Source organism: Pseudoalteromonas sp. P1-8, assembly GCF_001399985.1.
Taxonomy (GTDB): Bacteria; Pseudomonadota; Gammaproteobacteria; order Enterobacterales; family Alteromonadaceae; genus Pseudoalteromonas.
Genome location: NZ_LJSO01000025.1, coordinates 1 through 24,956, shown reverse-complemented (window position 1 = coordinate 24,956; position 24,956 = coordinate 1). Strand labels below are relative to the sequence as shown.

Annotated in this window: 27 protein-coding genes; 7 read left to right on the top strand and 20 right to left on the bottom strand. The window is 41.4% G+C overall.

The genetic code is table 11. The annotated features are described in order from the left end of the window. The first annotated feature begins 268 nt into the window (after positions 1-268). Positions 269-748, top strand: coding sequence for an RNA-binding protein (locus AN213_RS19890; RefSeq protein WP_054564068.1), 480 nt, complete (start codon positions 269-271; stop codon positions 746-748). Here the strand turns inward: AN213_RS19890 and murI are convergent. After that, positions 711-1,505: a glutamate racemase gene (gene murI / locus AN213_RS19885; protein WP_055199460.1), complete on the bottom strand. Its 795-nt coding sequence runs from the start codon at positions 1,503-1,505 to the stop codon at positions 711-713. The genes AN213_RS19890 and murI overlap by 38 nt on opposite strands. Before the next feature lie 66 nt (positions 1,506-1,571). Further along, on the bottom strand, positions 1,572-2,690 hold the full coding sequence (locus tag AN213_RS19880; RefSeq protein WP_054554859.1) for a DUF5610 domain-containing protein: 1,119 nt from the start codon (positions 2,688-2,690) through the stop codon (positions 1,572-1,574). A gap of 164 nt (positions 2,691-2,854) precedes the next feature. Between AN213_RS19880 and trmA the strand changes: the two genes are divergently transcribed. After that, positions 2,855-3,952 (top strand): tRNA (uridine(54)-C5)-methyltransferase TrmA, encoded by a 1,098-nt coding sequence (trmA, locus tag AN213_RS19875; RefSeq protein ID WP_055022241.1) that lies wholly within the window; start codon positions 2,855-2,857, stop codon positions 3,950-3,952. Positions 3,953-3,954: 2 nt separating this feature from the next. On the opposite strand, the gene AN213_RS19870 is transcribed toward trmA, so the two are convergent. The 5 genes from AN213_RS19870 to ccoG all read right to left on the bottom strand — a co-directional run bounded on the left by AN213_RS19870 (position 3,955) and on the right by ccoG (position 8,249). After that, the gene (locus AN213_RS19870; protein ID WP_055199459.1) at positions 3,955-4,407 is read right to left on the bottom strand and encodes a DUF523 domain-containing protein; all 453 of its coding nucleotides are present in this window, start codon (positions 4,405-4,407) and stop codon (positions 3,955-3,957) included. A gap of 61 nt (positions 4,408-4,468) precedes the next feature. Continuing rightward, positions 4,469-5,107: a thiol:disulfide interchange protein DsbA/DsbL gene (locus tag AN213_RS19865; protein ID WP_054554856.1), complete on the bottom strand. Its 639-nt coding sequence runs from the start codon at positions 5,105-5,107 to the stop codon at positions 4,469-4,471. A gap of 17 nt (positions 5,108-5,124) precedes the next feature. Further along, positions 5,125-5,748, bottom strand: a complete 624-nt coding sequence (locus AN213_RS19860) for a thiol:disulfide interchange protein DsbA/DsbL (RefSeq protein ID WP_054564065.1) — start codon at positions 5,746-5,748, stop codon at positions 5,125-5,127. A gap of 30 nt (positions 5,749-5,778) precedes the next feature. Then, on the bottom strand, positions 5,779-6,753 hold the full coding sequence (locus tag AN213_RS19855; protein WP_054564064.1) for a serine/threonine protein kinase: 975 nt from the start codon (positions 6,751-6,753) through the stop codon (positions 5,779-5,781). A 65-nt stretch (positions 6,754-6,818) separates the two neighbouring features. After that, positions 6,819-8,249 (bottom strand): cytochrome c oxidase accessory protein CcoG, encoded by a 1,431-nt coding sequence (gene ccoG, locus AN213_RS19850; RefSeq protein ID WP_054564063.1) that lies wholly within the window; start codon positions 8,247-8,249, stop codon positions 6,819-6,821. Positions 8,250-8,526: 277 nt separating this feature from the next. Here ccoG and AN213_RS19845 point away from each other — a divergent pair, with 277 nt between their 5' ends. Both AN213_RS19845 and AN213_RS19840 read left to right on the top strand, forming a co-directional pair. After that, the gene (locus tag AN213_RS19845) at positions 8,527-8,886 is read left to right on the top strand and encodes a hypothetical protein (RefSeq protein ID WP_054564062.1); all 360 of its coding nucleotides are present in this window, start codon (positions 8,527-8,529) and stop codon (positions 8,884-8,886) included. After that, positions 8,886-9,089 (top strand): hypothetical protein, encoded by a 204-nt coding sequence (locus AN213_RS19840; protein ID WP_054564061.1) that lies wholly within the window; start codon positions 8,886-8,888, stop codon positions 9,087-9,089. The genes AN213_RS19845 and AN213_RS19840 overlap by 1 nt, the downstream gene beginning before the upstream one ends. Here AN213_RS19840 and AN213_RS19835 read toward each other — a convergent pair. The 13 genes from AN213_RS19835 to gspC all read right to left on the bottom strand — a co-directional run bounded on the left by AN213_RS19835 (position 9,086) and on the right by gspC (position 21,155). Next, positions 9,086-9,700 (bottom strand): YecA family protein, encoded by a 615-nt coding sequence (locus tag AN213_RS19835; protein WP_055199458.1) that lies wholly within the window; start codon positions 9,698-9,700, stop codon positions 9,086-9,088. The two genes, AN213_RS19840 and AN213_RS19835, sit on opposite strands and share 4 nt — an antisense overlap. A 19-nt stretch (positions 9,701-9,719) precedes the next feature. After that, complete coding sequence (locus tag AN213_RS19830) at positions 9,720-10,478, bottom strand: type II secretion system protein N (RefSeq protein ID WP_055199457.1); 759 nt, start codon at positions 10,476-10,478, stop codon at positions 9,720-9,722. 3 nt (positions 10,479-10,481) lie between these two features. Further along, on the bottom strand, positions 10,482-10,955 hold the full coding sequence (gene gspM, locus AN213_RS19825) for a type II secretion system protein GspM (protein ID WP_054554848.1): 474 nt from the start codon (positions 10,953-10,955) through the stop codon (positions 10,482-10,484). Further along, positions 10,952-12,163 carry a type II secretion system protein GspL gene (gene gspL / locus AN213_RS19820; RefSeq protein WP_055199456.1) on the bottom strand — a complete coding sequence of 404 codons (1,212 nt, stop codon included), beginning with the start codon at positions 12,161-12,163 and terminating at the stop codon, positions 10,952-10,954. Before gspL ends, gspM begins: the two co-directional genes overlap by 4 nt. Beyond that, positions 12,160-13,155, bottom strand: a complete 996-nt coding sequence (gspK, locus tag AN213_RS19815; protein ID WP_054564056.1) for a type II secretion system minor pseudopilin GspK — start codon at positions 13,153-13,155, stop codon at positions 12,160-12,162. Before gspK ends, gspL begins: the two co-directional genes overlap by 4 nt. A gap of 2 nt (positions 13,156-13,157) precedes the next feature. Further along, positions 13,158-13,805, bottom strand: coding sequence for a type II secretion system minor pseudopilin GspJ (gene gspJ, locus AN213_RS19810; RefSeq protein WP_055022236.1), 648 nt, complete (start codon positions 13,803-13,805; stop codon positions 13,158-13,160). Then, positions 13,805-14,179 carry a type II secretion system minor pseudopilin GspI gene (gene gspI, locus AN213_RS19805; RefSeq protein ID WP_054564054.1) on the bottom strand — a complete coding sequence of 125 codons (375 nt, stop codon included), beginning with the start codon at positions 14,177-14,179 and terminating at the stop codon, positions 13,805-13,807. Before gspI ends, gspJ begins: the two co-directional genes overlap by 1 nt. Continuing rightward, the gene (locus AN213_RS19800; protein ID WP_055199455.1) at positions 14,179-14,778 is read right to left on the bottom strand and encodes a prepilin-type N-terminal cleavage/methylation domain-containing protein; all 600 of its coding nucleotides are present in this window, start codon (positions 14,776-14,778) and stop codon (positions 14,179-14,181) included. The genes gspI and AN213_RS19800 overlap by 1 nt, the downstream gene beginning before the upstream one ends. Before the next feature lie 55 nt (positions 14,779-14,833). Beyond that, positions 14,834-15,253, bottom strand: a complete 420-nt coding sequence (gene gspG, locus AN213_RS19795; RefSeq protein WP_054564052.1) for a type II secretion system major pseudopilin GspG — start codon at positions 15,251-15,253, stop codon at positions 14,834-14,836. A gap of 78 nt (positions 15,254-15,331) precedes the next feature. Continuing rightward, entirely contained in the window at positions 15,332-16,567 is a 1,236-nt protein-coding gene (gene gspF, locus AN213_RS19790; RefSeq protein ID WP_055199454.1) for a type II secretion system inner membrane protein GspF, read from the bottom strand. Positions 16,568-16,569: 2 nt separating this feature from the next. Then, positions 16,570-18,135: a type II secretion system ATPase GspE gene (gene gspE / locus AN213_RS19785; protein ID WP_054564050.1), complete on the bottom strand. Its 1,566-nt coding sequence runs from the start codon at positions 18,133-18,135 to the stop codon at positions 16,570-16,572. Beyond that, a complete protein-coding gene (gspD, locus tag AN213_RS19780; RefSeq protein ID WP_054564049.1) occupies positions 18,128-20,191 on the bottom strand; it encodes a type II secretion system secretin GspD in 2,064 nt (687 codons plus the stop codon). Before gspD ends, gspE begins: the two co-directional genes overlap by 8 nt. Positions 20,192-20,213: 22 nt before the next feature. Next, positions 20,214-21,155: a type II secretion system protein GspC gene (gspC, locus tag AN213_RS19775; protein WP_054564048.1), complete on the bottom strand. Its 942-nt coding sequence runs from the start codon at positions 21,153-21,155 to the stop codon at positions 20,214-20,216. Between the two features lie 206 nt (positions 21,156-21,361). Here gspC and hslR point away from each other — a divergent pair, with 206 nt between their 5' ends. From hslR to AN213_RS19760, 3 genes are all read left to right on the top strand, one after another. After that, complete coding sequence (hslR, locus tag AN213_RS19770; protein WP_408002943.1) at positions 21,362-21,784, top strand: ribosome-associated heat shock protein Hsp15; 423 nt, start codon at positions 21,362-21,364, stop codon at positions 21,782-21,784. A 12-nt stretch (positions 21,785-21,796) separates the two neighbouring features. After that, positions 21,797-22,642 (top strand): Hsp33 family molecular chaperone HslO, encoded by an 846-nt coding sequence (gene hslO, locus AN213_RS19765; RefSeq protein WP_054564046.1) that lies wholly within the window; start codon positions 21,797-21,799, stop codon positions 22,640-22,642. 277 nt (positions 22,643-22,919) lie between these two features. Continuing rightward, entirely contained in the window at positions 22,920-24,458 is a 1,539-nt protein-coding gene (locus AN213_RS19760; protein ID WP_055199452.1) for a phosphoenolpyruvate carboxykinase, read from the top strand. Positions 24,459-24,956: the final 498 nt, after the last annotated feature.

The following is a 24,956-nucleotide window of genomic DNA, read 5'->3' as shown; positions in this document are numbered from 1 at the left end:
ATCTTTCGTTGCTGCCCGCCGTGTCAGTGGGGTCGCATTATAGGGAGATCCAAAAACAGATCAACACTTTTTTTCGATCTTTTTACTGTTCGCTCAAAAAGCGAACTAAATTTACCGAAAACAGCAAAAACGGTCGCTATTATGGCTGTTTTTTAAGCCAATATTCATAATTTAATGCAAATTTCATTGCTATGTTCATTTAACTCGTTAAGATAGCAAGTTCACAATGTTAAATTAATGTTTATTTCTTGTTTATTGGTAGATCAAAATGAAATTACCCGATCAAAAATCTTTTCTTTTCTCCGTTATTCTTGCTGTTTTAGGTTTTGTGGTTGTTAAGTTCGCACTTGCAAGCTTAGCTTTAGACCCAGCATTGCTATTTGGTGCAGGCTTATTAATTGGTGCTTTAGTTATTGCAGCACTTTCATCAGCGTCAAGTGAGGAGGCCGAAGTAAAAACAAAAACACTTTATGTTGGCAACCTACCTTATCGTGCTAATGAAGGTGTTGTTCGTGCTTTATTCGAAGAACAAGGCAAAGTTTTCAATGTACGTTTATTAAAAGATAAAAATACAGGTAAACGTCGTGGCTTTGGTTTTGTTGAAATGGCTGAAGCTGATGCAGATAAAGCAATCAATCAATTAAATGATAGCGAATTCCAACAACGTACTTTAAAAGTGCGTGAAGCAAAACAAAAACAAGAGAACGAAGCTAACAGCTTTCGTGAGGGATCTGATCAGTCAGCGTAATAAGCTCAACGCTTAATTGCGAATGACCAATAGGAGCCGTTGCATAATAGTGCAGCGGCTTTTTTTTATCTGTAGTAAGAGTAAAGCCTCGTAGAGCAATTAAACTTTCAACGCGCTTAGCAATCGCTTTGCCTGAATCAATAAGGAAGATCTGTTGTTTATAGTAGTCACTAATTGCGCTGGCTAGTAATGGAAAGTGTGTACAGCCAAGTACCAATACATCTATATCTTCTGCTATCGCTAAATCACTCAATACTTTCTCAAGCTTTGCTTTATTGATTTTCTGCGTATGAAATAGTGTTTCAGCAATTTCTACCAGCTCAGTTGAGCCATATAAGCTGACTTGTGTGTCTTGGCTATGAGTACTAATTAAGTTTGCAGTATAGCGACTCTTGATGGTTGATGGTGTTGCCAGTAAACCAATATGTTTGCTGTTACTTATAGCGCAAGCGGGTTTTATCGCAGGTACTACCCCGACAACTTCTATATTTGTGTGCTGGCGAATAGTTTCTAAGGCAGAGGTAGAGGCGGTATTACACGCAATAACTAGGATATCAACGTGTAAGTTTGCTGTTTCGATAAACTGTAGTAGCGCAAAAAGGCGGGCTATGATCGTTTGCTGACTTTGCGCGCCATAAGGCAATAAAGCATTGTCCATAAAATAACTATAATCTGCATCTGGGATCAATACTTGGATCTGTTCAAGTACGGTTGTTCCACCTATACCAGAATCAAACACCATTATATGAACTGACAAACTGCTTACCTCGGATCATCAAAGGTCAGCAGTTTGCCATGCAGCTTTATAAAAAGAAAGAAAGGACTAAGCCTCTTCTTCTGTTGCCGAGCGAAGCTTATTCATTTGCTCAAACATTGCTTTGGTATAATCCACCAGCTTACTGACTTCTTCTTTATCTTGGTTTAACCATTGTAAGATGCCAGCCAGTTCATTTTGCAAACCAATGTCACCCGCTTTATTAAACGCCTGTTTCAAGTCGTCATTAAATGGCGCTATTTTCTCAGCAACTTCTTTTTCAGGGGCTGGTTTATATTCTTCATAGCCTTTAATCGCTGCTACTGTTTTGGTTTGTTTCAGATCCATCGTAAAGCCAACGAGTTGCTCGTTACCTAAGTTAAGCTCTTTAGCTTGTTCAAAGGCATCTTCTAATGAACCAGAGAAGAATGTTTCGCTAACACTCTGCAAGTCTTCCATCAATTCATTGATAGCTTGCTGCTCTTGCTCATTTAAATCACCATTGACCGACATCGAGAATGATAAATCACGTGATTGCGAAGACTCACTGACAAAGGCTTCGTTGTCGCCATTTTTGCTATAACTGCTTGCAGACTTACTTTCGTATGCATCAGCAAAGCTAATACTTACTTCGTCACCTTCAGCGGTGGTGAAAGTGTACTCTGCGTTATTACTTAAACTGATGTATTGAGCTTGGCTTACTGAAACCGCATTAGGTTTAGGATTGAACAAGTCTTCTTCTAATTCATCAATACCTTTAAAGATACCTTCTTTAGACTTTTCGATACCCTCTTCGATGTCATCGTTAAGAATACCTGACTCTTTAAGCTCATCATACGCATCGTCGATGCCCATTTGCACACCTTTACGTGCATCACCTAGCATGCCTTTGAGTTTTTCATCATCAGCACCATCGGCTTTTGCTTTACGAAGTGCGCCGCCAACAAAGTCGAGTACGTTTTTCACGATCTCTTCAAAGTCGAACAAGGGTTTATCTTTTTTCTCTTCGGCTTTAGGTAAACCTAGTGCCTCAGCAAGTTTATCATCAAGAACTTTTGCCGCGAGCTCTCTGCCGCGTTGCTGATAACTATCTTGACGATTTTGAATGGTAGGCTGCTGCAGTGCCTGTTTACCATTGTATTTATTCACATTTGTATTAGGCATATAGCCTAGGTTGCCAATTTTCATGATCCGACTCCATGTTATGGTTAACTCATTATCGGCCAAAAACCACAAAACTTAAGTTTTTTGTATAAAAAAACGACACTAAAATAAATAACAAAACTAGACAAATCCTCAGCGCACCCTACAATAGCGCCGTTATAAAGCTAAGAGATAAAAGGTAATCAGCCATGGCGGTTATAAAAATTGATACAACTCAATACGATGCACAATTGAGTGAGAAAGAGCAGCGCATCACCTCACAGTTTCGACGTTTTGGGGTCGAAAAATTAGAAGTGTTCAGCTCTGATCCTATTCATTACCGCCAACGTGCAGAGTTTCGTGTTTGGCATGAAGGTGAAGACCTGTTTCACATCATGTTTGATCAACAAACTAAAGAAAAGATCCGCGTTGATGAGTTTGACCCTGCAGCACCTTTAGTGGGTGAAGTGATGCAAGCGATGATCGAAAACTTAAAAGACAATGAAGTTCTGCGCCGTAAGCTGTTTCAAATCGATTACCTTTCAAGCTTAAGTGGTGAGATCCTTGTTAGCTTGTTGTATCACAAACAACTAGATGAGCAGTGGCTACAAGCAATTAAAGAGCTTAAAGCAAAACTGAGCACACAGTTTAAGATTGATTTTATTGGTCGTGCTCGGAAGCAAAAAGAAGTGATTGGTAATGACTATGTTATCGAGCGTTTAAACGTAAACGGTAAAGAGCTTATTTATCAACAAGTCGAAAATAGCTTTACGCAACCGAATGCTAAAGTAAACATCAAGATGCTAGAGTGGGCACAAGCCCTTTGCCAACCACTCAATAATGACTTACTGGAGTTATATTGTGGGAATGGTAACTTTTCGATTGCTCTTGCAGGCTCATTCGACCGCGTATTAGCCACTGAGATTTCAAAATCATCGGTTTACTCAGCGCAATACAATATCGCACAGAACAAGGTTGAGAACTTAGATATCATTCGTATGTCGAGTGAAGAGTTCACCCAAGCAATGAAAGGCGAACGTACTTTCTCTCGTTTAGATGGTATAGACCTGAAAAGCTATAACTGCCAAACAATTTTAGTGGATCCACCACGTGCAGGCATGGACACGCTAACGTGTGACCTAGTTGCGAACTACGACAATATTATTTATATCTCGTGTAACCCAGATACCTTAGAGCGTGACCTTGATCACTTATGCAAAACCCATGAAGTAAAACGTTTTGCGATTTTTGACCAATTCCCTTACACCCACCACATCGAATCAGGTGTGTTTTTACAACGTAAATAAAATCAATCTGCCAGCGCAGCAAATAGCGCTGGCAACTGCTGCTCGCTGTATACAGCTATATTATTGTCGGTTAACAGCTTTGCAGTTAATCCCATCCCTGAAATTTTCTTTCCTGAATGACTACCATCGTAAATAGTATTGCGACCACATGAAGGGCTTGATTCTTTTAACAGCGCATAGCGAATGCCCTGCTTTTTGCAAAGCTTAAGTGCTTGTTCTGCGCCATAAGCAAACTGTACTGTGACATCTTGTGCATCTTTGGTAAATACTCTACCCGCTTTGATTTCTGCAGGCGGCCTTGGTGTAGGTAAGCCACCAGCTACTTCAGGGCAGAATGCAACGAGCCTTCCTTGCTGTTTAAGAGTTTCTAAACCAGGATGGAGTAAATTTTGCGATTGCCCGTCATAACGAACAGGATTTCCTAACAAACAGCTTGAAACTAATAGTTTTTGCATTTGCTTTACCAACAAAAAAGCTCCGCGAACGGAGCTTTCTATTAAATTCAACTAACTAAGCTTATTTATCAGCTAGGTAGTTAATTAAGTCTGCCATGCTCTTCGCATCGCTAATACCTGAATCCGCACCTAGGATTACACGGTATTTACCATTAACAATAAAAGTTGGAACGCCTTTTAAAGCACCTTTTTGTTGGTAATATTCTTGGTCGCGTTTCATCTTAGACGCCATAGTACGTACAGAGAAGCTGTTGTAGTACTTATCAAAATCTTCAGCCGACACACCTTGTGAAACAAAGATGTCTTTCATATCAGCTAGTTCGTTAATACGAGCACGCTTACCGTGAATATGATTAAACACAGCGGCTACTAACGCGTCTTTCTGTGGTAACACATTAGCCGTCGCATAACCTTGCGCTAAGATAGTCTGAATTTCTGGGTCACGAGGACCTGAAAAATCAACATGACTCTTTTTGAATTTAACGCCATCTTTAAGAAGTGTTTTAAGCTCTTTCACTACTGGCTCGAAGTTATTACAGTGTGGGCAGTAGAATGAGAAGAACTCTTTTACTTCAGGCTTTTTAGAAGCGCGTGCATCAATCGTTTCATAATGCTTACCTTCTTCATATTGAGCAGCTGAGGCATTTGCCGCTAAACCTAGCGTGGCAGCCATTAATACAGCTTTTACTAACTTGATCATTACTTCTTACTCCAAAATTATTGTTTTAATAAAAATTCGACTAACTCATCAAGCATCTGCTGGCTCTTGATGGTGTTTAAATTAATTTTATATTTATCATTGACGATAAAAGTTGGTACACCAGTAAGGGCGCCCATATCTGAATATTTTTGCTGCTTATCTTGCATCGCTTTTTCAGCACTAATCACTGGCATGCTTGCAATTTCAGCGTCAAACACATCGTTGCTAATACCATTGGTCGCAAGTAATGCTTTCACGTCTTTTATATCTTTTAGTAAAGCGCGCTGTCTGTGGATGCTATTAAAGATTTGATCAGCAACTTGCTCACCTTTGCCATGTTGCTTAGCAATTAAGTAGGCATAGCTTAAGTTACTTTGCGTTTGCTTAGATACACCACCTAAAAAGTTAACATGGCTTTTTACAAATTCAGTCCCTTCAGGAAGACTTGCCGTTAATGCTTTTGCGACCGGTTCAAACTGAAAACAGTGTGGACAATAAAACGAAAAGAACTCGGTTACTTGAGGTGTTGCACTTTTCTCAACTTTTAATACTTCGTATTGATTGCCTGCTTCGAAATCAGCAGCAAGGGCCGCAAAAGGTAAACATAAAATGAGTAGACTTAACTTTAATTTTTTAAACATTGTTTTCTCGTCTTTCTTAACTTTAAAAATTTATGGTAATAATTTTAATGGTGCTTCCTGTAGCGCTGCAAGCTGTTCTTTTAGCGCTAGTATTTGCTGCTCCCAGTATTTGTCTTCAGCAAACCATGAAAAGTTCCGTGGGAACGCAGGATCATCCCACCTTTTTGCCAACCACCCCATGTAATGCACCATTCGCATTGCTCTAAGTGGTTCAATCAACTTTAATTGGCTGTGATCAAAGTCGCAAAATTCTTCATAAGCAGCCACTAAGGTGTCTAACTGTAACAGTTGGTTGTTACGATCGCCACTGAGCATCATCCAAAGATCTTGAATTGCAGGCCCTTGTCGGCTGTCATCTAAATCAACAAACATTAACGCATCACCAGACCACAATATATTACCGGCATGGCAATCGCCGTGCAGGCGGATGGTTTCAACATTTTTATACTGCTCTGTGGTTTCTTTAATCACCAAATCTAAAATAGTATAAAAGGCGTTCTCTAATGCCATTGGCACCAAGTTACTTGCTTGTAACTGAACTTTAGCTGTCTGAAGGTATTCTTCGCAGCTGATCACAGGCCTATGTTCAAATGGCTTTGCCTTAGCTACTTGGTGCATTCGCCCAATTAAGCGGCCAAGTACATCGAGTTGATCTAAATTATCAACTTCAAAAATGCGCCCGCCCACACTTGGGAATAACGTAAACAAATAACCATTATGCTCAAATAAGCTTTGCCCTTCGATAATTACAGGCGCAACAACCGGCACTTCAGCCTCGGCAAGCTCAAATGCAAACGCATGCTCTTCTAAGATTTGCGCCTTACTCCAACGCTCTGGTCGGTAGAACTTAACAACATAACGATGGCCATCTTCTGCTTTAAATTGATAAACACGGTTCTCGTAGCTATTTAAGGCCAGCAGACCTGATTCAGCATAAACACCGATACTTTCAACTGCATCTAAAATTGAATCGGGTGTAAGGTCTACAAAACTAAATTTACTCATAATGCCTCATCATATAAAAAAAGCGGGAAAATCCCGCTTTTTATTCATTCGCTCAGTGTACTTAATTATCGCGCCTTAAAGAAGTTACTCGGCTGCGAAATCTGCACATCTGGCTCACCATCGACAGAAAGTACGAACTCAAACTTCGTCATGGGCTTTTTCAAATCATAAGGATCAACAACTAATGACAGTGGCACATTATAAGATTCACCAGAAGGTACTGTGAATGTTTGTTTGCCGATGTACTCAAAGTTATCGAGTCCTTCAACACGAATGTTAAAGGTTTGCTCATGTTGAGCTTTGTTAATTACTTTTAGTGTATAGGTGTTTTCGACTAAACCATTAAAGTCAACACGATATAGCTGGTTACGGTCACGAATAATATCGAGTTCCATCGGTTTGCGCATCGCAATATTTGCTACTAACGCCCCTGATAGCACGACTAAGATAACTAGATAGCCAATTAACTTAGGGCGCAGTGCATGTGTTTTGTTGTCTGGCGTTTCTAAGTTACGCTCGGTGGTATAGGAAATGAGCCCGCGTGGGTAATTCATTTTATCCATCACCCCATCACACGCATCGATACATGCACCACAGTTAATGCACTCGTATTGTAAGCCGTTACGAATATCGATCCCCGTTGGGCAGACCTGCACACATAAGTTACAGTCGATACAATCACCTAAGCCGAGCTCTTTTGGATCTTGCTTACGTGAACGAGGACCACGGCTTTCACCACGTGCTTCGTCATAGCTCACGGTAAAAGTATCTTTATCGAACATAGCTGACTGAAAGCGAGAATAAGGGCAAATGTGTAAGCACATAATCTCGCGCATCCAACCGGCATTACCATAGGTACACACAGCAAATACGGCTAGACAAATATACGAATACGCGGTTGCATCAAGGGTAAACAGATCAGGCAGTAGCTGACGGATTGGCGTAAAGTAACCTACAAAAGTAAATGCGGTATAAAGCGAGAATAACCACCAGCTGCCGTGTTTAGCACTTTTGCGCCAAAACTTATCAAAGTCCATTGGGCGTTGATCTAGTTTCTTACGTTGATTTGCGCTGCCTTCGAATTTTTCTTCAAACCAAATAAAAATGAAGGTCCAAACGGTTTGCGGGCAAGTATAGCCACACCAAACCCGTCCATAGAAAGTAGTTACTAAGAACAAGGCAAACGCCGCCAACATGAGAATGAAAGCAAGGATAGTCAGATCTTGTGGCCAAAGCGTTAAACCAAAAATGTTAAACTTTTGCCCTACCAAATCGAACAACACAGCTTGTTGACCGTGGAAGTTAATCCAAGGTAGTAGCATAAATGCAAGCATGCCGACAAAACCAATCCGTTGTCTTAACAATTGGTGTAAACCCGTTACAGCTCGGACATAAATACGGTTACGTGGATTAAATCTATCATCGAGGGAAGCGTTTTCCGGTTTCTGGATTTTTACTTCCGTTGGGATATTTTTAACCTTAATCTGTTTATCCATTAAAATTCCTCAACGCCACTAGGAAATAATACTCAAACATATGTTTGCAGTAAGAGATTCTCTGTGCCAATAAGCAAATCAGAATACATCTCATTACGTTCAAAGATTTCTGAAACTTTAAACCTATAGAGCATTATACTCAATCTATAGAAAATTTCAGGGATTGATCGAAAATACGACGTTTTAATTATTTAATCTTATCTGCTTGCTTTTAAAACGACCATTTTATTAAACTTGCACCTATACCGTATTTATTTAGATCAAAGATTATTGTGCTATGAAAAAATTTCTTATTTTAGTGCTTATTATTTTAGCACTTTTCACGATTGATCATCCTTTGATCAAAGAGCCAAGAGAAAGGTTACTAGGTGAAGGCGTTAGCCTTATTTCTGATGCCAGTAAAGTCAACCGAAGTCCTGCGGCAAATATGGCTAAGAATAATATTAAGTCACAGCTTAATTTATCTAATTCAGAGCTTGAGTATATTGAAGAGACATTTACCACTGACGATAAACTACAAGTTTTTCACTTACACTACTGCCGTGAAAAAGATATTAACTTGTATTTTTATGGCGAACGCTTAAACCGCGTATGCAGTATCGTCTCGAATGCGCTTGAAGAAAGGTTAAACAAGTAATGGATTTTTCTGCTTTAAACAAAAAAACCAGCGACTCGTTTGCAAAACAGCGCAATATGTTAAAAAAGCTGGGTAAGGGGCAAACCTTGTACTGCGAAGTATGTAAAGGCGCCCTTACCTTAAATTTGAAGACTGATCAGCCTGGTAAAGGCGTTGTAAGCTGTGCCAAAGGTTGCACAGACATTCTTTTAGAGCTGGGTTAGTTCCAGCCCTCATCATTATATAGCTGGCTATTTACAGCAACGACTTCAATGAGCTCAGCAAAGCCAGCGGCGAATTCATTCATAACCTCATACTGCTGCTGGCATAGTTGCCCTTCAGATAAACCATTATCAGTTGCAAGGGCTGCAATTTCACTCGTTTCAAGGGTAAAAAAGCCTAAGCTTTGCAGTGCACTAGCCAACGCCTCTTTAAGCTCATCAGCTAACTGTGGCGCGCTTAATAGCTTGTTAACGTAACCTTGCGCACCATGCATAAAACCTTGGCTCCAATGCTGACATTCTTGAATATCTAGGTATTGTTGTCCTTGAGAACTCAGCTGTAGGCTCACAGGTAATGTAAAACCCGTTTCGAATACTTGTTCGCTGATCTGTTGATATAAAGCCATAAATGCAAACAGCACTTGCTCGTCCATTTTCCCATCAGAGCCAGGTGCAACCTCTTCTAACCACTGATGAACATCAAGCGGCTCAGGAGCACAGATCACCGCAAATAAGTAGCCTTGGGTTTGCGACAAGCTAAGCGCATCTTGATGCTGCGCTAAAAACTGACTTAAAAGCTCACTTTGCTGCTTTGAAAACTCAGGTAATTGCATACTGTTCGATTAATCCAATTTAAAAGTTAAGCGGATAACGGCCTTCGTTATCAGGACGACCAAGAAACTTAGCTGCATCATGCACTTCTTTTGGTAAGCTTGCTTCAGGTTTAATATAACCAGCTACTTTAAAGTCTAGATTCGCTTTTAATACTGCATCTGCTTCAAGCCCTAAACGGTTTTCTGGGTCAACAAGCACTGCTACATCACCGGATTTACAGCTTAAACGACCGCTCAGAGGACCAATGCTAAACCAGTTGTTCATTCCTTTAACATCAATGTTCGGGCTCGCGATTTCGCCGCTTAGGCTTTCACAGTAAGGCTCGCCTGAGCTGTACTCATCTAAATCTACAATCACACGACCTTGCGCACTAACCGGCAAAGGAAGTTGTAAACGCTCCATAGCACGCTCAACCGTTAAGCGTAAAGTAGTCTTTTTCACGGTGATGGCTTGGTTAAAGAGACCATATGAAAAATCAGCATGGCCTGAAATATCCGCTTTATCACGAGGATCCCCAAAGCGTACCGTACCCACTAATTTACCTGTGAACAGTGACCAGCCCGATAACTGCCAACGCACATTATTTAATTGCTCACCATCAAAACGTACCTGCATAATGCGGCCGTCCCATAGCGTGCCACTGGCTTTACCTAATTGTAATTGCTTTGGTAAATGCGGCTTCGCAAAATCAAGTGCAACGGCAGCGGGTGTTTTTACCAGCGTAAACACCAAAAAACACATCACAAACACTGTGATTAATAAAATAACTCTTTTCATCGTTTACTTCTCTAGTACCAAACGACTTACACGCACAAAGCCTGATTTGTCATCTTTACTTAAATCTAAATTCTCGATTAGCACGCCATGTGAATTAACCAGTTCATCTAGCCATTCAACGAGGTTATTAAACTCAACAGAGTCAATGGTTAAACGAAGTGAATTGTCATTTGGCTGCATTTTACTAATGATAATTTGATAACGATTACGGGTGCTATTAACGATTTGGCTTAAGCTACGGCTGCTCGTATTACGCGCGTTACCACTCGCTTTAAGTTTAACAATACTTTCATCAACCCACGCTAGCAGCTCTTGCTGTTTTATTGTGTCTTGCTCTGCTTTTTCGATAGCAGCGTTAAGTGGACGAAAGACCCCCATAACCAGCACAAAAATAACAAACACACCACCTGCAACCATTACAAGTTGCTGCTCTTGTTCTTTTAACGAGCGCCAATAATTGATTATTTGGTTTTTCATGCCGCACCTCGTAACTTAATTTCACCAACGACAAAATCACCATCATTATTTAGCGAGCCTTGATCTACGGTTAAGCCACGCTGTTCTAAAATTGCTTTTACTTTACTAAACGACTGGAAATCTTTGCCGCGCGCACGAATACGTAATTCGTTACGACCTTGATCATAGCGAAGCGTTTCTGGTGTGAAGTCTTTTACTTCACTAAAAATCGCAACCAGATCGTTAGTCAAATCTAAGAAGCCAGCTGTACTGCCACTTTCTATCAATGCAAGTTCGCTGCGAATTTGGCTACGGATAAGCTGAGGACGCACTTTTTTATTTGGAAAAGCACGCTGATAATTAGCAACCACTTCAGCTTTTGCGGCTTCAAGCTGGTTATTTAACTTATAAAGCTCAAGCGACTTAACACCAACACTGCAAACTAATGCAACACCTGCTGCAATAGCTGCTTTTTGCCAATAGCCCCACCAAATCGCTGATTTTTTCTTAAGCTGATAAACACCTTGGCGAAGGTTGAATTTCACCTCAGGTAACTGCTTAGCAAATAAGGCTAAAGGTAAATCGTATTGCTGCGTTTGAGCACTAAGGTTAACCGTATCAGGAAAAGCCCTTGCAGGGCTAAAGTGTGCAACATCAGGGTTACCTAATGCTGTTAAATAGCCAGCAAGCCAACTTGTCTCTACAGCGGCAATATGCCAGTTACCCTTCTTACATAGCCACTGACCATTAAGCTCAATAGCGCGTAACTGAGTGTTGTCATCGACATCAGGTAACAATAAAGCATCCGGCAGTATTTTATATACTTCGATGCCATGCTCATTGAACTCAGCCAGCCATTGCTCAAACCATTCACGATCGGTCATCGCGATGTTAATCGCGTGCTTCTCATCAATAAGTGTTGGCTCTGCAATCGCTATGAATAAGTCATCAACATCACAGGCTATTTCTTCTTCTAGCATGTAAGGAAGTGCTTGCTCTAACTTGCGGCTCCACTTGGTTGGCAATGCGACCGTTTTTAGTTGTACTTGATCACTTGGTAGTAGTACAACCACTTCCCGTGATTGTGCTCTCTCTGTTAGCTCACCAAGTTGTGTTGCATTGGCAATTTCGCCGCTAGCAATTATTTCTAGTTCTGTTGGTGAGTAAATTAGCCAGTTAAGGCTGTCTTTTAATGTTTGACCCGTACGGATCAACAATATCTCTGTCACTGTACGCCTCCAAATTTTCGCGCCAGTATCGTTACTGTACCATTAGTGGCATGGAGTAAGGTGGTCATCGAAAAACGCAGTTCTGCAAATTCAGCCTGCGTTTGTAGTTTAAAATATTCACTGTTGATACTGAATAGGTCTTCAACGGCTTTCACATTTTGTGCGCCTTGTTGATTAACCTCTTCAAAAAATGCTTCTAAATCATCATAACCATCTTGAGGACGTGATGATAATACCGCTTCAGCGCCTGAAAGACTTAAGCCATCAATAAGCGAGCTTAATATAATGGCACTTTCTACAGGTAGTGTATTAACGTTGATTTCTAATAACTCACTACCTGGAATAACACACACAAATGGTAAAAGTTTCTCCATAACGAGTGGGTTAAAGCCTTTTACTAAACGAAGTTCTGAGGTCGAAGCAAAATAGCTATTTGCCGTCATATATGGGTATTGTCGAGATAAGTACTCATCTTCTTCTGCACCTGAGCGATAGGTAATACTATCAGCGTCTAACCAATCAAACACGCTATCGGCCATGGCTTCTTCAGACTCATCGGTTGGTAAGTCTTCAATATTTTCTAATAATGCCAACAATGCCTTATGTGCTGGGTTCGTTTTATTATTTGGATCCGTTTGTTGATCAGGCTTTACATGCAATGCATTTAAATTCAAACATGCTTGTAAGTCTGTAATTGTGCCACTTAAGGTACCATTATCAACAGGGTAAGGGACCCCACCCTGCTGCGCCCAGACCTGCTCTAAATGCGTTTTATCAGGATCATCTTTTTTAGTTTGTTTTAGTGCTTTAATTGCCAGCTCTTCAGCTGCAAAGGCATACCATTTAGCCTGTTGATGGTTTTGAATATTGCTACTACGCTGCACTTGCACCATTAAATTAGCACTCATCTCAACGGCTAACATAGCAGCCAGCGCCACAATAAATAGCACAATAACAAGCGCAGCACCTTTAGAACGTTTAATAGTAGTCATAGCTAACCACCCGTTCCGTTATTATTACCATTATTTGCTTGGGCAGTGACTTTGCCTTCACCTGGAACTAAAAACACGCGACGAATGGGTTCTTGTTCTATTTTTTGAATTGTAACTGCCACCGCTTTTGGCAGTGCTTTAATTTGCCACTGTTCTTGCCATTCGTCTTTATCATCTAAAAATTCAAATTTAAGATCTTCAATATCTTCCAAAATAACTTGTGAACGCGGCTCCATGTTATCTAGTTGATCAACATACACCCGATACACTCGCTCAAGCTTGTCATCTATGACGCGATAACCAACCGCTTGCAGTTCAGAACGCGGCAGTAAGTTAATTGGGTTAACCCAACCATCACGAACAAAACCAATGCCATCGTATTGGCTATCAAGAACATAACGACCAGCTAACACATACGTGTCTTGAAAATCACCGGCTTCGTTTCGCACCTGACGTTTAGTCATTTGACTAAAATCTTGGTCCATCAAACGAAATAAGGTTTGAAAGCCATTTAACTCAGCAATTGTCTCGTCTGAGGCTTCTTTTGCTTTTGTTGTCGAATCCAGTATTTGATGGGTCGATAACACCACAAAGGCTAAGATGCCCATGGCGACAATCACTTCAAGTAAGGTAAAACCGCGTTGCTTCACTACTTATCACCTTTATTCAAATAAGTAGAAAGCTCATAAACTGGGTATTCAAGCTTTTCATCGGCGAACACGTTAATGGTGACCTTTACAAAGGTTTTATCAGCAGTAGGGACCACGTCCTGACGCCAATACCATTCAAAACCAGCGAGCGTTTCAGTACCTTTAACGCCATTTTTGCCTGTCCATTTATCGCCTTTGGCGCGTTGCTCAACCATTACGTTCTCAGCAACCCAAGAAGCATAAGTTTGCTCTTCAATCGATGAAAGATGATTAATATGCTCACCGGTTGCCTGCATTGCGGCAATACCGGCCATTGCACAAATAGCTAGTGCAACCATCACTTCAAGTAAGGTAAAACCTGCTGACTTATTCATTATTCAGGCTCCATACGAAACTTTACCGGGGCCATAAATTCGCCTTCGATAAAATACTGAGGTTCACGCTCTTCTTTAAGCTCGTAAACCAATTGAAACGCACTGACTTCGCCAGAAGATAAAATAAGTACCTGCGGTATTTTGAGCTTTTGAAGCTCAAGTAGGCTGTCTTCGTCACCACCGCTCATTAATTCGCGCCAGTTTGACTGCTCTAGTAAGTTATCTTGTGCCCAGGCTAAATCATCAAGGTTAAGAGTGAGCTTAAAGCGCTCATCAACCTTAATCGGGGCAAACAGTTTTTCACGGTCAAACGTAACCCACTTATCACCGTCAAAAACTAAAAATTCAAATGTATCTTGGTCAAGATGAAAACCCAGCTCAACCTGATTTAAAATCGCAAACTCAGACGCCATATTAATCGTAGTATGTAATCTGAGCGCTTGTTTTTCGAGTTCTTCTTCAGCACCACCATCAAAACTGTAGGCAACCATTTTGGTGACAAAACCAATCACCACGAGCACCATTAATATTTCGATGAGGCTAAACCCTTTCGCGTGCTTAGCACGGCCAGCCAAACGCAAAAGACCAAGGCTTACCATAATAGTAAGCCTTGCTGTGTATAAGCTTTGTTCAGTTGGCTGAATTTAGGCATTATTACTTTTCTTCATCCCAGTTACCGATGTCATCATCAGTACCTGCTTCACCATCAGGACCCATTGAGAAGATATCAATTTTACCGACTTCTCCTGGGCTGATTAGCTGGTAAGGGTTACCCCATGGATCTTCTGGTAATTTCTCAAGGAAACCGCCATCAGGAAAACGTCTTGGAATTGGCTCAATACTTGTTTTATTTACTAGCGCTTCTAAGCCTTGCTCTGTGGTTGGATACGCTTTGTTTTTAAGCTTGTATAAGCTTAACGCATCTTCAATTTGTTGAATATCTAGGTGTGCTTTATCGATTGCAGCTTCTTCTTGCTGACCCATGATATTTGGCGCCACAATTGACATGATCATACCGATGATAACCAGTACTACCATGACTTCTAGTAATGAGAAACCTGACTGTTTGTTCACAAAAATACCTCTAACTTTCTTCAAAAATTTATTATAGAGCGGCAGTGTTAGCTGCTAATTGCTCTAGTGTTCCCTAATTTAAAGACCTACAGCCTTATTCATTGCCATAATCGGCTGTAGTATTGCCATAACAATAAACAATACAATTACCGCCATTGAAGCAATCATCGCGGGCTCTAATAGCTTCAGAGACACGTTTACCATGCTCTCAAACTCACGATCTTGGTTATTTGCAGCACGCTCAAGCATTTGCTCAAGTTCACCTGATTTTTCACCACTGGCTATCATGTGCAGCATCATAGGTGGGAAAAGTTTGGTTTGCTGAAGTGAAGCACGAAGACTCGCCCCTTCACTCACACGTGTTGCAGCATCTTGAACTGACTTTTTCATTTTTTCGTTAGCCAGTACACCACCTGAGATACGCATCCCTTCAAGTAGCGGCACTGAGCTTGACGATAAAATACTTAAAGTTCGAGCAAAACGCGCCGTATTAACACCGCGTGCTACCTTACCAATACCCGGTAAATACAGCACTTTTTCGTCATACCAGTAACGAATATGCGGCTGTTTAAGCGCTTGCTTAATTACCACAGCTAATACGGTTATAATGACTAAACTAATAAACCAGTAGTTTTGCACAAAATTACTGGCGGCCATTACCCATTCGGTAGTCCAGGGTAATACTTGTTTTGATTTTTCGAAGGTCTTCAAGATTTTTGGTACCACAGTACCTAACAATACAGAGACAATCGCAATAGCAAATACCACAAGAATAGTTGGATAAACCATCGCCTGTGTAATTTGACTACGCATATGCTGGCGTTGTTCCGTGTAATCAGCTAAACGATTTAAAACTTGGTCTAGGTGACCTGATTTTTCACCGGCTGCCACCATGGCACGATACAAATCATCAAATACATGCGGAAATTCACTCATGCCATCTGCTAAGGTATAACCTTCAACAACCTTTGAGCGCACAGCCATAAGCATGCGCTTTAAACGCGGCTTTTCACACTGCTCAGCCACCGCCATGACAGCCCCTTCAACAGGTAATGCTGACTGGATTAAAGTTGCGAGCTGGCGAGTGATTAATGCTAAATCTGAAGTCGAAATTTTTGGTTTAAAGAAGCTACCAAATAGAGAGCCCTTTGCCCCAGTCGCTTGCTTTTCACCTTCTGCAGCAGCAACGACTTCTAAAGGCATTAAACCTTGATCGCGCAAGGTTTGGCGGATTTGCTTTACCGTATCAGCTTCAAGAATGCCTTTTTTCTCTTTACCTCTGCCATCGAGGGCACGGTATTCAAATGCTGCCATAATTAACCTTCCTCACGTGTTACACGCAGGACTTCTTCTAAGGTAGTGCGACCTGCAAGTACGCGATTACAGCCATCTTGGCGAATACTTGGGCTATGTTTGCGAATGTATTTTTCAACACTTTGTTCGCCTTTACCGCTGTGGATCATTTCGCGAATTGTTTCATCAACAACCAGCAATTCATGAATACCAGTACGACCGCGATAACCATTAAAGTTACACTCTTCACAACCAACTGCACGATAAATTGTTGGCGGCTCAGCAGGATTAACACCTAATAACTGGCACTCGCGCTCATCAGCAATGTGACCTTCTTTACAGCTATTACATAAAGTACGTACAAGACGTTGTGACAATACACCGAGTAACGATGATGACAGTAAGAAAGGCTCCACGCCCATGTCTTCCATACGCGTGATAGCACCAGCAGCTGTATTAGTATGCAGTGTTGACATAACCAAGTGACCGGTTAATGACGCTTGCACACCAATTTGTGCCGTTTCAAGGTCACGGATCTCACCAACCATTACTACATCAGGATCTTGACGAAGGATGGCACGTAAGCCTCGGGCAAAGGTCATATCTACCTTGGTATTAACCTGAGTTTGACCAATACCTGGGATCTCGTACTCGATTGGATCTTCAACAGTAAGAATATTGCGGTCTCGTGAGTTGATTTGGCTCATCCCCGCATACAAGGTGGTACTTTTACCAGAACCCGTAGGGCCGGTTACTAAGATAATACCGTGCGGCTTACTGATTAAATCAGCAAACAATTCACGGTTACGCTCAGTCATACCTAAATCTTCTAGGTTTAGGCGGGCGTTGTTTTTATCAAGTAGACGCAATACAACACGCTCACCAAAACTTGATGGCATTGTCGATACACGCACATCAACAGCACGACCAGCAATACGTAAACTAATACGACCATCTTGCGGAATACGTTTTTCAGCAATATCTAGCTTTGCCATAACCTTAATACGCGACACCAGCAGTGAAGCGAGTTTACGGTTCGGCTTTAACACTTCTTTTAATACGCCATCAACCCTAAAGCGAATTACCAGCTCTTGCTCAAAGGTTTCGATATGAATATCTGAAGCACCTTCTTTGATTGCTTCGCTGAGCATTGCGTTGATCAGTTTGATGATTGGTGCATCGTCATCACCAGCTAGTAGATCTTCAGTTTGCGGTAATTCATCTGCAAGCGAGAATAAATCAACCTCGTTACCGATATCTTCCATCATTTGCTGTGTTTCAGAGCTGTCACGCTGATAAGAAGCCTCAAGCAACAGCTCAAATTTGTCATCAGGTAATTGTTCTAGCGAAAAACCATGACCCGCAATACGGCGTACTTCAAGTAAAGCATCAACATCTAACTCACCGCGGTAATACACAGTCCAGTTATCCTGATCTTTACTCAATAATACGCCTGTACGACGCGCGTACGAGAATGGCAAACGCTTGGTTGGCAAGCTAACAAGATCATCACTTGTTAGCAGCTCATCATGACTTGCCGGCGCTTCTGACGCTAACTCATCATTGATTTCTGTAATTGCATTAGTCATCGTTGCGCTCATTCGCGTTTTGTTGTTTTAGGTACTCTTCGTACGTTGGCGGTAATATCAAAGCATCATTCCACTCAGGAAGAATTGGTGCATCCGTCAACGGCATTAAATCAATACCATCTTCTTTTTGTTTGTGTTGTTCGCCACGAATAAAGTTATATTTCGAGTGGCTCAATTTATTCATGCTGATGCCATCGCGAACAATCGTAGGACGAATAAATACAATTAGGTTACGCTTACGCTTACTCGTGCTGGTTGAGCGGAATAAATGACCAAGTACCGGAATATCACCTAATAATGGTACTTTAGAGACACTTTCTTGCACGTCTTCATCAATCAAGCCGCCAAGTACAACCATGCCGCCATCATCAGCCATAACCGTGGTTTTAATAGCACGTTTGTTTACTGAAATATCAACCGCAGTCGCACCACTTACACTTGAAACCTCTTGCTCAATAGTTAATTGAACTGCTGAGCCATCATTGATCTGTGGTGTTACTTTCAGTTTCACACCCACTTCTTGACGTTCAACTGTTTGGAATGGGTTAGCGTTATTTGAGCCTGTTTGTGAACCTGTGATAATAGGTACTTCTTGACCAACAATCATTGACGCTTCTTCGTTATCCATGGTCGTTACAGACGGCGTAGCAAGAATATTAGAGTTAGTGTCCGTTGAAACAGCTTGGATAATTGCACCCCAGTCATTTTTAACAATACCCATTGCTAGACCATTAATACCACCAAGTAGTGAAGCAAGTGCTGTTAAGTCACCTTCTTGTGTTTCAGAGGTACTTGTCACAGTGCCAGTTTCAGTGCCAACAACCGTGCCTTCAATCGTTTTATCACGCGCTTGTTCAGCAGCAACAGCTAGCGAACCGACAGGCACTGTGGTGCCGTTGTTGAACTGCATCATCCCGCCTTGCTCTGAAATCCACTGTAAGCCTAAGTTGATACCATCGGCTTCTAACACCTCAACGATAATAGCTTCAACTAAAACCTGAGCACGACGAACATCAAGACGTTCAATAACTTGCTCAAGCGAACGCATGGTGTCAGGCTGTGCAGTGATTACGAGTGAGTTTGAATCTGGGTGTGCTTCAATGCTTGTTTCGTTTTGATTACGTGAGCGAGTTTTTGTTGCACCGCCTTGCGCATCTTCTGCTAATGTCTTGCTTACGCCCTGCAATACTTTTACAAGGTCTTCTGCTTTGGCGTAATTAAGATAGATAACCTTAGTATTACCTTGGTTTTCTAGCTCACCATCTAAACGGCTAATCAATTCAACAGCACGTGTACGCGCTTGTGCTTCACCACTGACAATCACACTGTTAGTACGACCATCAGCAACAACTTTAGGGATTAAAAACTCAGGAACACTCCCTTTGCCACCATCTTTGTAAATATTCTCAACAACAGACACTACATCGTCAGCGGTAGCAAATTTAAGTTTGACGATATCAACACGCTTATCACCGGCTTGGTCAACCGAACGAATGATTTCAACTAAACGGTTAACTGACGCGGCATGACCGGTCAACATCATCACGTTTGCTGCATTGAAGTTAGCAACGTGGCCGCCATCTTTTTGATCACTAAATTGACGAACTAGAGGGCCAAGCTCTTGTACGCTTACATTTTTAACACGTACAACACGTGTCACCATCATATCGCCACTGGCTTGGTTATCTTCAGTGATCAGCGGTACGTTCGACTTTTTAGCGTCAGAACTTTTTTCAATTTTGATAATACCGTTATCCATCTCTACAGCTGAATAACCATAAACCTCAAGTACATTTAAAAAGAACTGGTAATAAAGCTTCTCGTCCATTAGCTCGTAACTGCGCACATTGACTTTGCCGCGCACATTCGGGTCAATAATGACGGTTTTATTTAGATTTTTACCAACGATATTAATAAATTCATTAATATCAGTGCCTTTAAAATTAGCCGCATACTCAACAGCAGATACTGAAAGCGATAATCCTGTTAATAAAAAAAGCGCTGCATATTTAGCTAACCCTTTTTTGATTTTTGTGAGGTGTAGCGCGTGAACCATTCTATAAAAACTCCAAAGCTAGTTATTGCAGGCTAAATTGCACATCAATTTGCTCACCATCGCGTTCGATAGTGATACTTGCGTCAGTACTATTTCGTAATTCGTTTATTGCTGACATTGCCTGTTTTAAATCATTTAATTGATAGCCATTAATCGCAATAGCTAAATCATTGTTCATTAATCCCATCTGCTTGAATAAAGCAGGATCTTTACCTGGGCTTAAGCGATAACCCACTAACTCGCCATCAACCATCGCTTGAGAGACGCGAATGTAGTCAAATAGTTTACCGGGATCGTCTAATACTTCTTCACGCGTTTCGATAAGAGCTTCTTTTACATCTTCATCTTCAGTCGCATTTATTTCATTATTTTCGACAAGCTGAGGGCCTGCAGTTAATTCTGACTCTTTGCGCTCCGCCAATACAGGCATAGAGACTTTTTTAGTAAAGTCGAGGCCATCCAGCATTAAAGTTTCAAAGCGGCCGCTTACATCTAAAATTACTCGGTCAGGTAATACTTGAGCAAGCTTGGCACGAGTGCCTTTAATTGCATCATCGACAACATAGGTTTCTTGCTTGCCTTGAGATTCAATAATAGCAAGACCCGCTTGATCATTTTGGCTGACCGCAACAATACCAGTTAGGTTAATACTTAGACGTGTTTCAGGGGCGTTGTTAATGACTTGGTTTTGTTTCGCGGCAGGTTTTTTAGTTTCGACAACAACTTTGCCGAATAGATTTTGTTCAATAATTTGGCGAGAGCTGACTGTCTCAACTCGTTTAGCCATGCTGTTAACACCGGTTACTGGCAGTGCTCTTGTATCGGGTTCTGGCCACACAAGCCAAAACAGCTTAGATGACAAAAAAGCAATGTAAACAACAACTAACAGCACTACAAATGCACTTAGCTTGGCATGAGGTAAGCCGTTTAAAAACTGTTTAACTTGTTGTAAGTGTTGATCCATAAACTCTATTTCTTATTTTAATTTACTGCTTGATAGCTGGCCTATAGTACCTTTTCATTTTTCATTCAACAAGCGCACGTATATTAAACTTTGTAAACAAGGTAATTTCGACAAACAGGGGCTGCAAGGAATAACTATGACTATTTCTTTGTGATTAAGTTTCATGGTAAATTTTGCCTACATATAAGCAGCTTTAAAAGAGCACAATTGTGTCAAAAGGTAACACTCAAAAGTCGCAAGACAAACAAGACGAATTAAGCGTGCGCCTTGATAAATGGTTATGGGCTGCCCGCTTTTATAAAACCCGCTCAATAGCACGAGACATGGTGCAAGGCGGCAAAGTACATTATAATGGACAACGTACCAAGCCCAGCAAAATTGTCGAAGTAGGTGCAGTGGTAAAACTGCTACAAGGGTTCGACGAAAAGGTTGTGACAATCGAAAAGATCCTTGAAAAACGTCAAGGTGCCCCCATTGCACAAACCTTATATCAAGAAACTCAAGCTAGTATTGAAAAACGCGAAGCAAATGCTATCGCCCGTAAGAACAACAGCTTCTTTGCTCCACATCCTGATCGTAAACCAGATAAGAAGCAAAGACGTGAACTGTTAAAAATGAAATCAAGTTAGGTAATGCAACTCATGCAACAAGATTTACTTCATCGTTATATATTTGATCAGCTCGATGTACGTGGCGAACTCGTACAAATTGAAAACACTTATCAAGAGATGATCGCAAACCATAATTACCCAGCACCTGTGCAAACCTTATTAGGTGAACTACTTGTTGCTACCTGCTTATTAACAGCTACTTTAAAGTTTGAAGGCGAAATTGCCGTTCAACTACAAGGCGACGGCCCTGTTAAATATGCGGTAATTAATGGTGACGATAAACAAAACATGCGAGGCATCGCACGTCTACAAGGTGAAGTAACCGGTAGCTCAATAAAAGACTTAATTGGTAATGGCTATATGGTTATTACAATTACGCCAACAAAAGGTGAGCGATACCAAGGTATTGTACCGTTAGAGCACGATAGCTTAGATAAATGCCTTGAAAACTATTTTGAGCAATCGGAACAGTTAAAAACACGTCTTTGGTTTGCGACTGAAGTAACAGCAGACACAGCCAAAGCTGCAGGCTTATTCTTGCAAGTATTACCTGTAAATAAAGACAAATCAGTTGAAGACTTCACTCACCTTGAAGCGATCAGTAACACGATTAAAGATGAAGAGTTACTAGGTTTAGATGCCAATACTGTGCTGACTCGACTTTACCATGAAGATAATCCTCAGTTATTCGAACCACAGTCTATTAGCTTCCGTTGTGGCTGTAGCAGAGACAAAACAATTGCTGCATTAGTAAATGTAGGTCAAGACGAATTACTTGCCGACGTGCAAGCAAATGGTGAAGTAAAAATTAGCTGTCATTATTGCTTAAAAGAATACATCTTTAACGAGCAAGATATTAAAGCCATATTTAATTAATACACCATAATAAATATTATTATATTAAAAGCCGCCATCAGTGCGGCTTTTTTATTAAAAAAAATATCAAAACTAATGATACCGGTGTCATGAAAAAGCGTCATTTTATGACACCGGTATCATTGAAATTATTCATGTTTTTTGCCAAATATATGCCTTTTTAAGCCCTTCAGACACTCGAATATCCCTAATCCTTCTGTTACTATTATTTTAGCAAAAGGGAAAACTAAGAACCCCAGAGCTATCCCGTTCAATCTCTCACAATTTAGGTATAAACATGACTGCAAACGCTACTAGTTTTGTTGATCTTACAGCAGCTGAACTTGTCGAACACGCTATTCGTCGTGGCGAAGGGACACTAGCCGCTAATGGTGCTTTTGTTGCTAAAACCGGTGTACGCACTGGCCGCTCTCCAAAAGATCGTTTTATTGTTCAAGAGCCAAGCACTGAAAACGAAATCCAATGGGGCAACGTAAACCGCCCATTCGATGCAGACAAGTTTGATGCGTTATGGGCCCGTGTAGAAGAACACGTGAAAAGCAACGACCACTTCATCTCTCACCTAGAAGTTGGCGCTGATCCTGAGCACTATTTACCAGTTGTAGTTACAACAGAAACTGCATGGCATCATATTTTTGCCAAAAACATGTTTATCGAACCTCAAACATACAATACTGCTGACTTCCCTGAGTGGCAGGTAATGAATGTACCTTCATTTGTATGTGACCCAGAGCGTGATGGCACTAACAGTGACGGCACTGTAATCATTAACTTCGCACAACGTAAAGTACTACTAGCTGGTATGCGCTACGCAGGCGAAATGAAGAAATCAATGTTCTCTGTACAAAACTTCCTGCTTCCTGCAAAAGGTGTATTACCAATGCACTGCTCTGCAAACGTAGGTGAAGCAGGCGACACTGCGTTATTCTTCGGTCTATCTGGTACAGGTAAAACAACATTATCTGCAGATCCTACTCGTTTCCTTATTGGTGATGACGAGCACGGTTGGGCACCTGGTAGCGTATTTAATATCGAAGGTGGTTGTTACGCTAAATGTATCGACCTTTCACAAAAGAACGAACCAGTTATTTGGAATGCAATTCGCTTCGGTACAATCTTAGAAAACGTGGTACTTGACGAAAACCGTGTTCCAGATTTCCATGATACAAGCCTGACACAAAATAGCCGCGCAGCTTACCCGCTAGAGCACGTTGAAAAACGTAAAGTAGAAAACCGTGCTGGCGAGCCAAAAGCCGTTGTATTCCTAACATGTGACGTGAGCGGTGTATTACCACCAGTTTCAGTACTAACTGAAGAAGCTGCTGCATACCACTTCTTAAGCGGTTACACAGCAAAAGTAGGTTCAACTGAAATCGGTTCAACAAGCGACATCGAGTCTACATTCTCAACATGTTTCGGTGCTCCGTTCTTCCCACGTCCTGCAGGCGTTTATGCAGAGCTTCTAATGAAGCGTGTACGTGAATTCGGCGCTAAAGTATACCTAGTTAACACAGGTTGGACAGGTGGCCCTTACGGTACTGGTCAACGCTTCGATATCCCAACAACTCGTGCTGTAGTTGATGCAATCGTGTCAGGTAAACTGGCAGATGTTGAAACTCAACACATCGACGTACTTAACCTAGATGTACCAGTTGCAGTTCCTGGTGTAGACAGCCAACTTCTTAACCCAATCAACACATGGGAAGATAAAGAGAAGTACGCAGAATACGCGAACAAACTAGCTTCTGACTTCACTGAAAACTTCGCTAAATACGATGTTTCAGAAGCAATCAAATCAGCAGGTCCAAAAGCTTAATAACAAGCTTACCTTCAGATTAGAAAACGCCAGCTAAATGCTGGCGTTTTTGTTTTTGGGGTATAAGTTAGAAAGAGTAAAGTTAGAAAGAGTAAAGTTAGCGAGGGGAAAGTTGAAAGAGTAAAGTTTGAGGTCTGGCGTAGGTTGGGTAGAGCGAAGCGAAACCAAACAAATCACAGAGCTATCAGCTATCAGCTTTCAGCCGTCAGCGATCAGCCGCGCGGTGTGGGTGTTTGGTGCTGCGTCTACCTCTGCCGGGGGTTCTAGGCTCTAGGCTCTAGGGAAATTGTACTTATAGGAATGGCTTAGCCGTGAATGTGTTTGTTATGGTCTAGATTCAGCACTGAAGTGCCTCCTACGGGGTTTGTTGCTGAAGAAGACTCTGTACAGGACAACCCCACCGCTTAGCTGACATCTGAGATACGCATCACGTAGGAATGGCTTTAGCCATGAATGTGTTTGTAAAGGTCTGAATTCGGCACTGAAGTGCCTCCTACG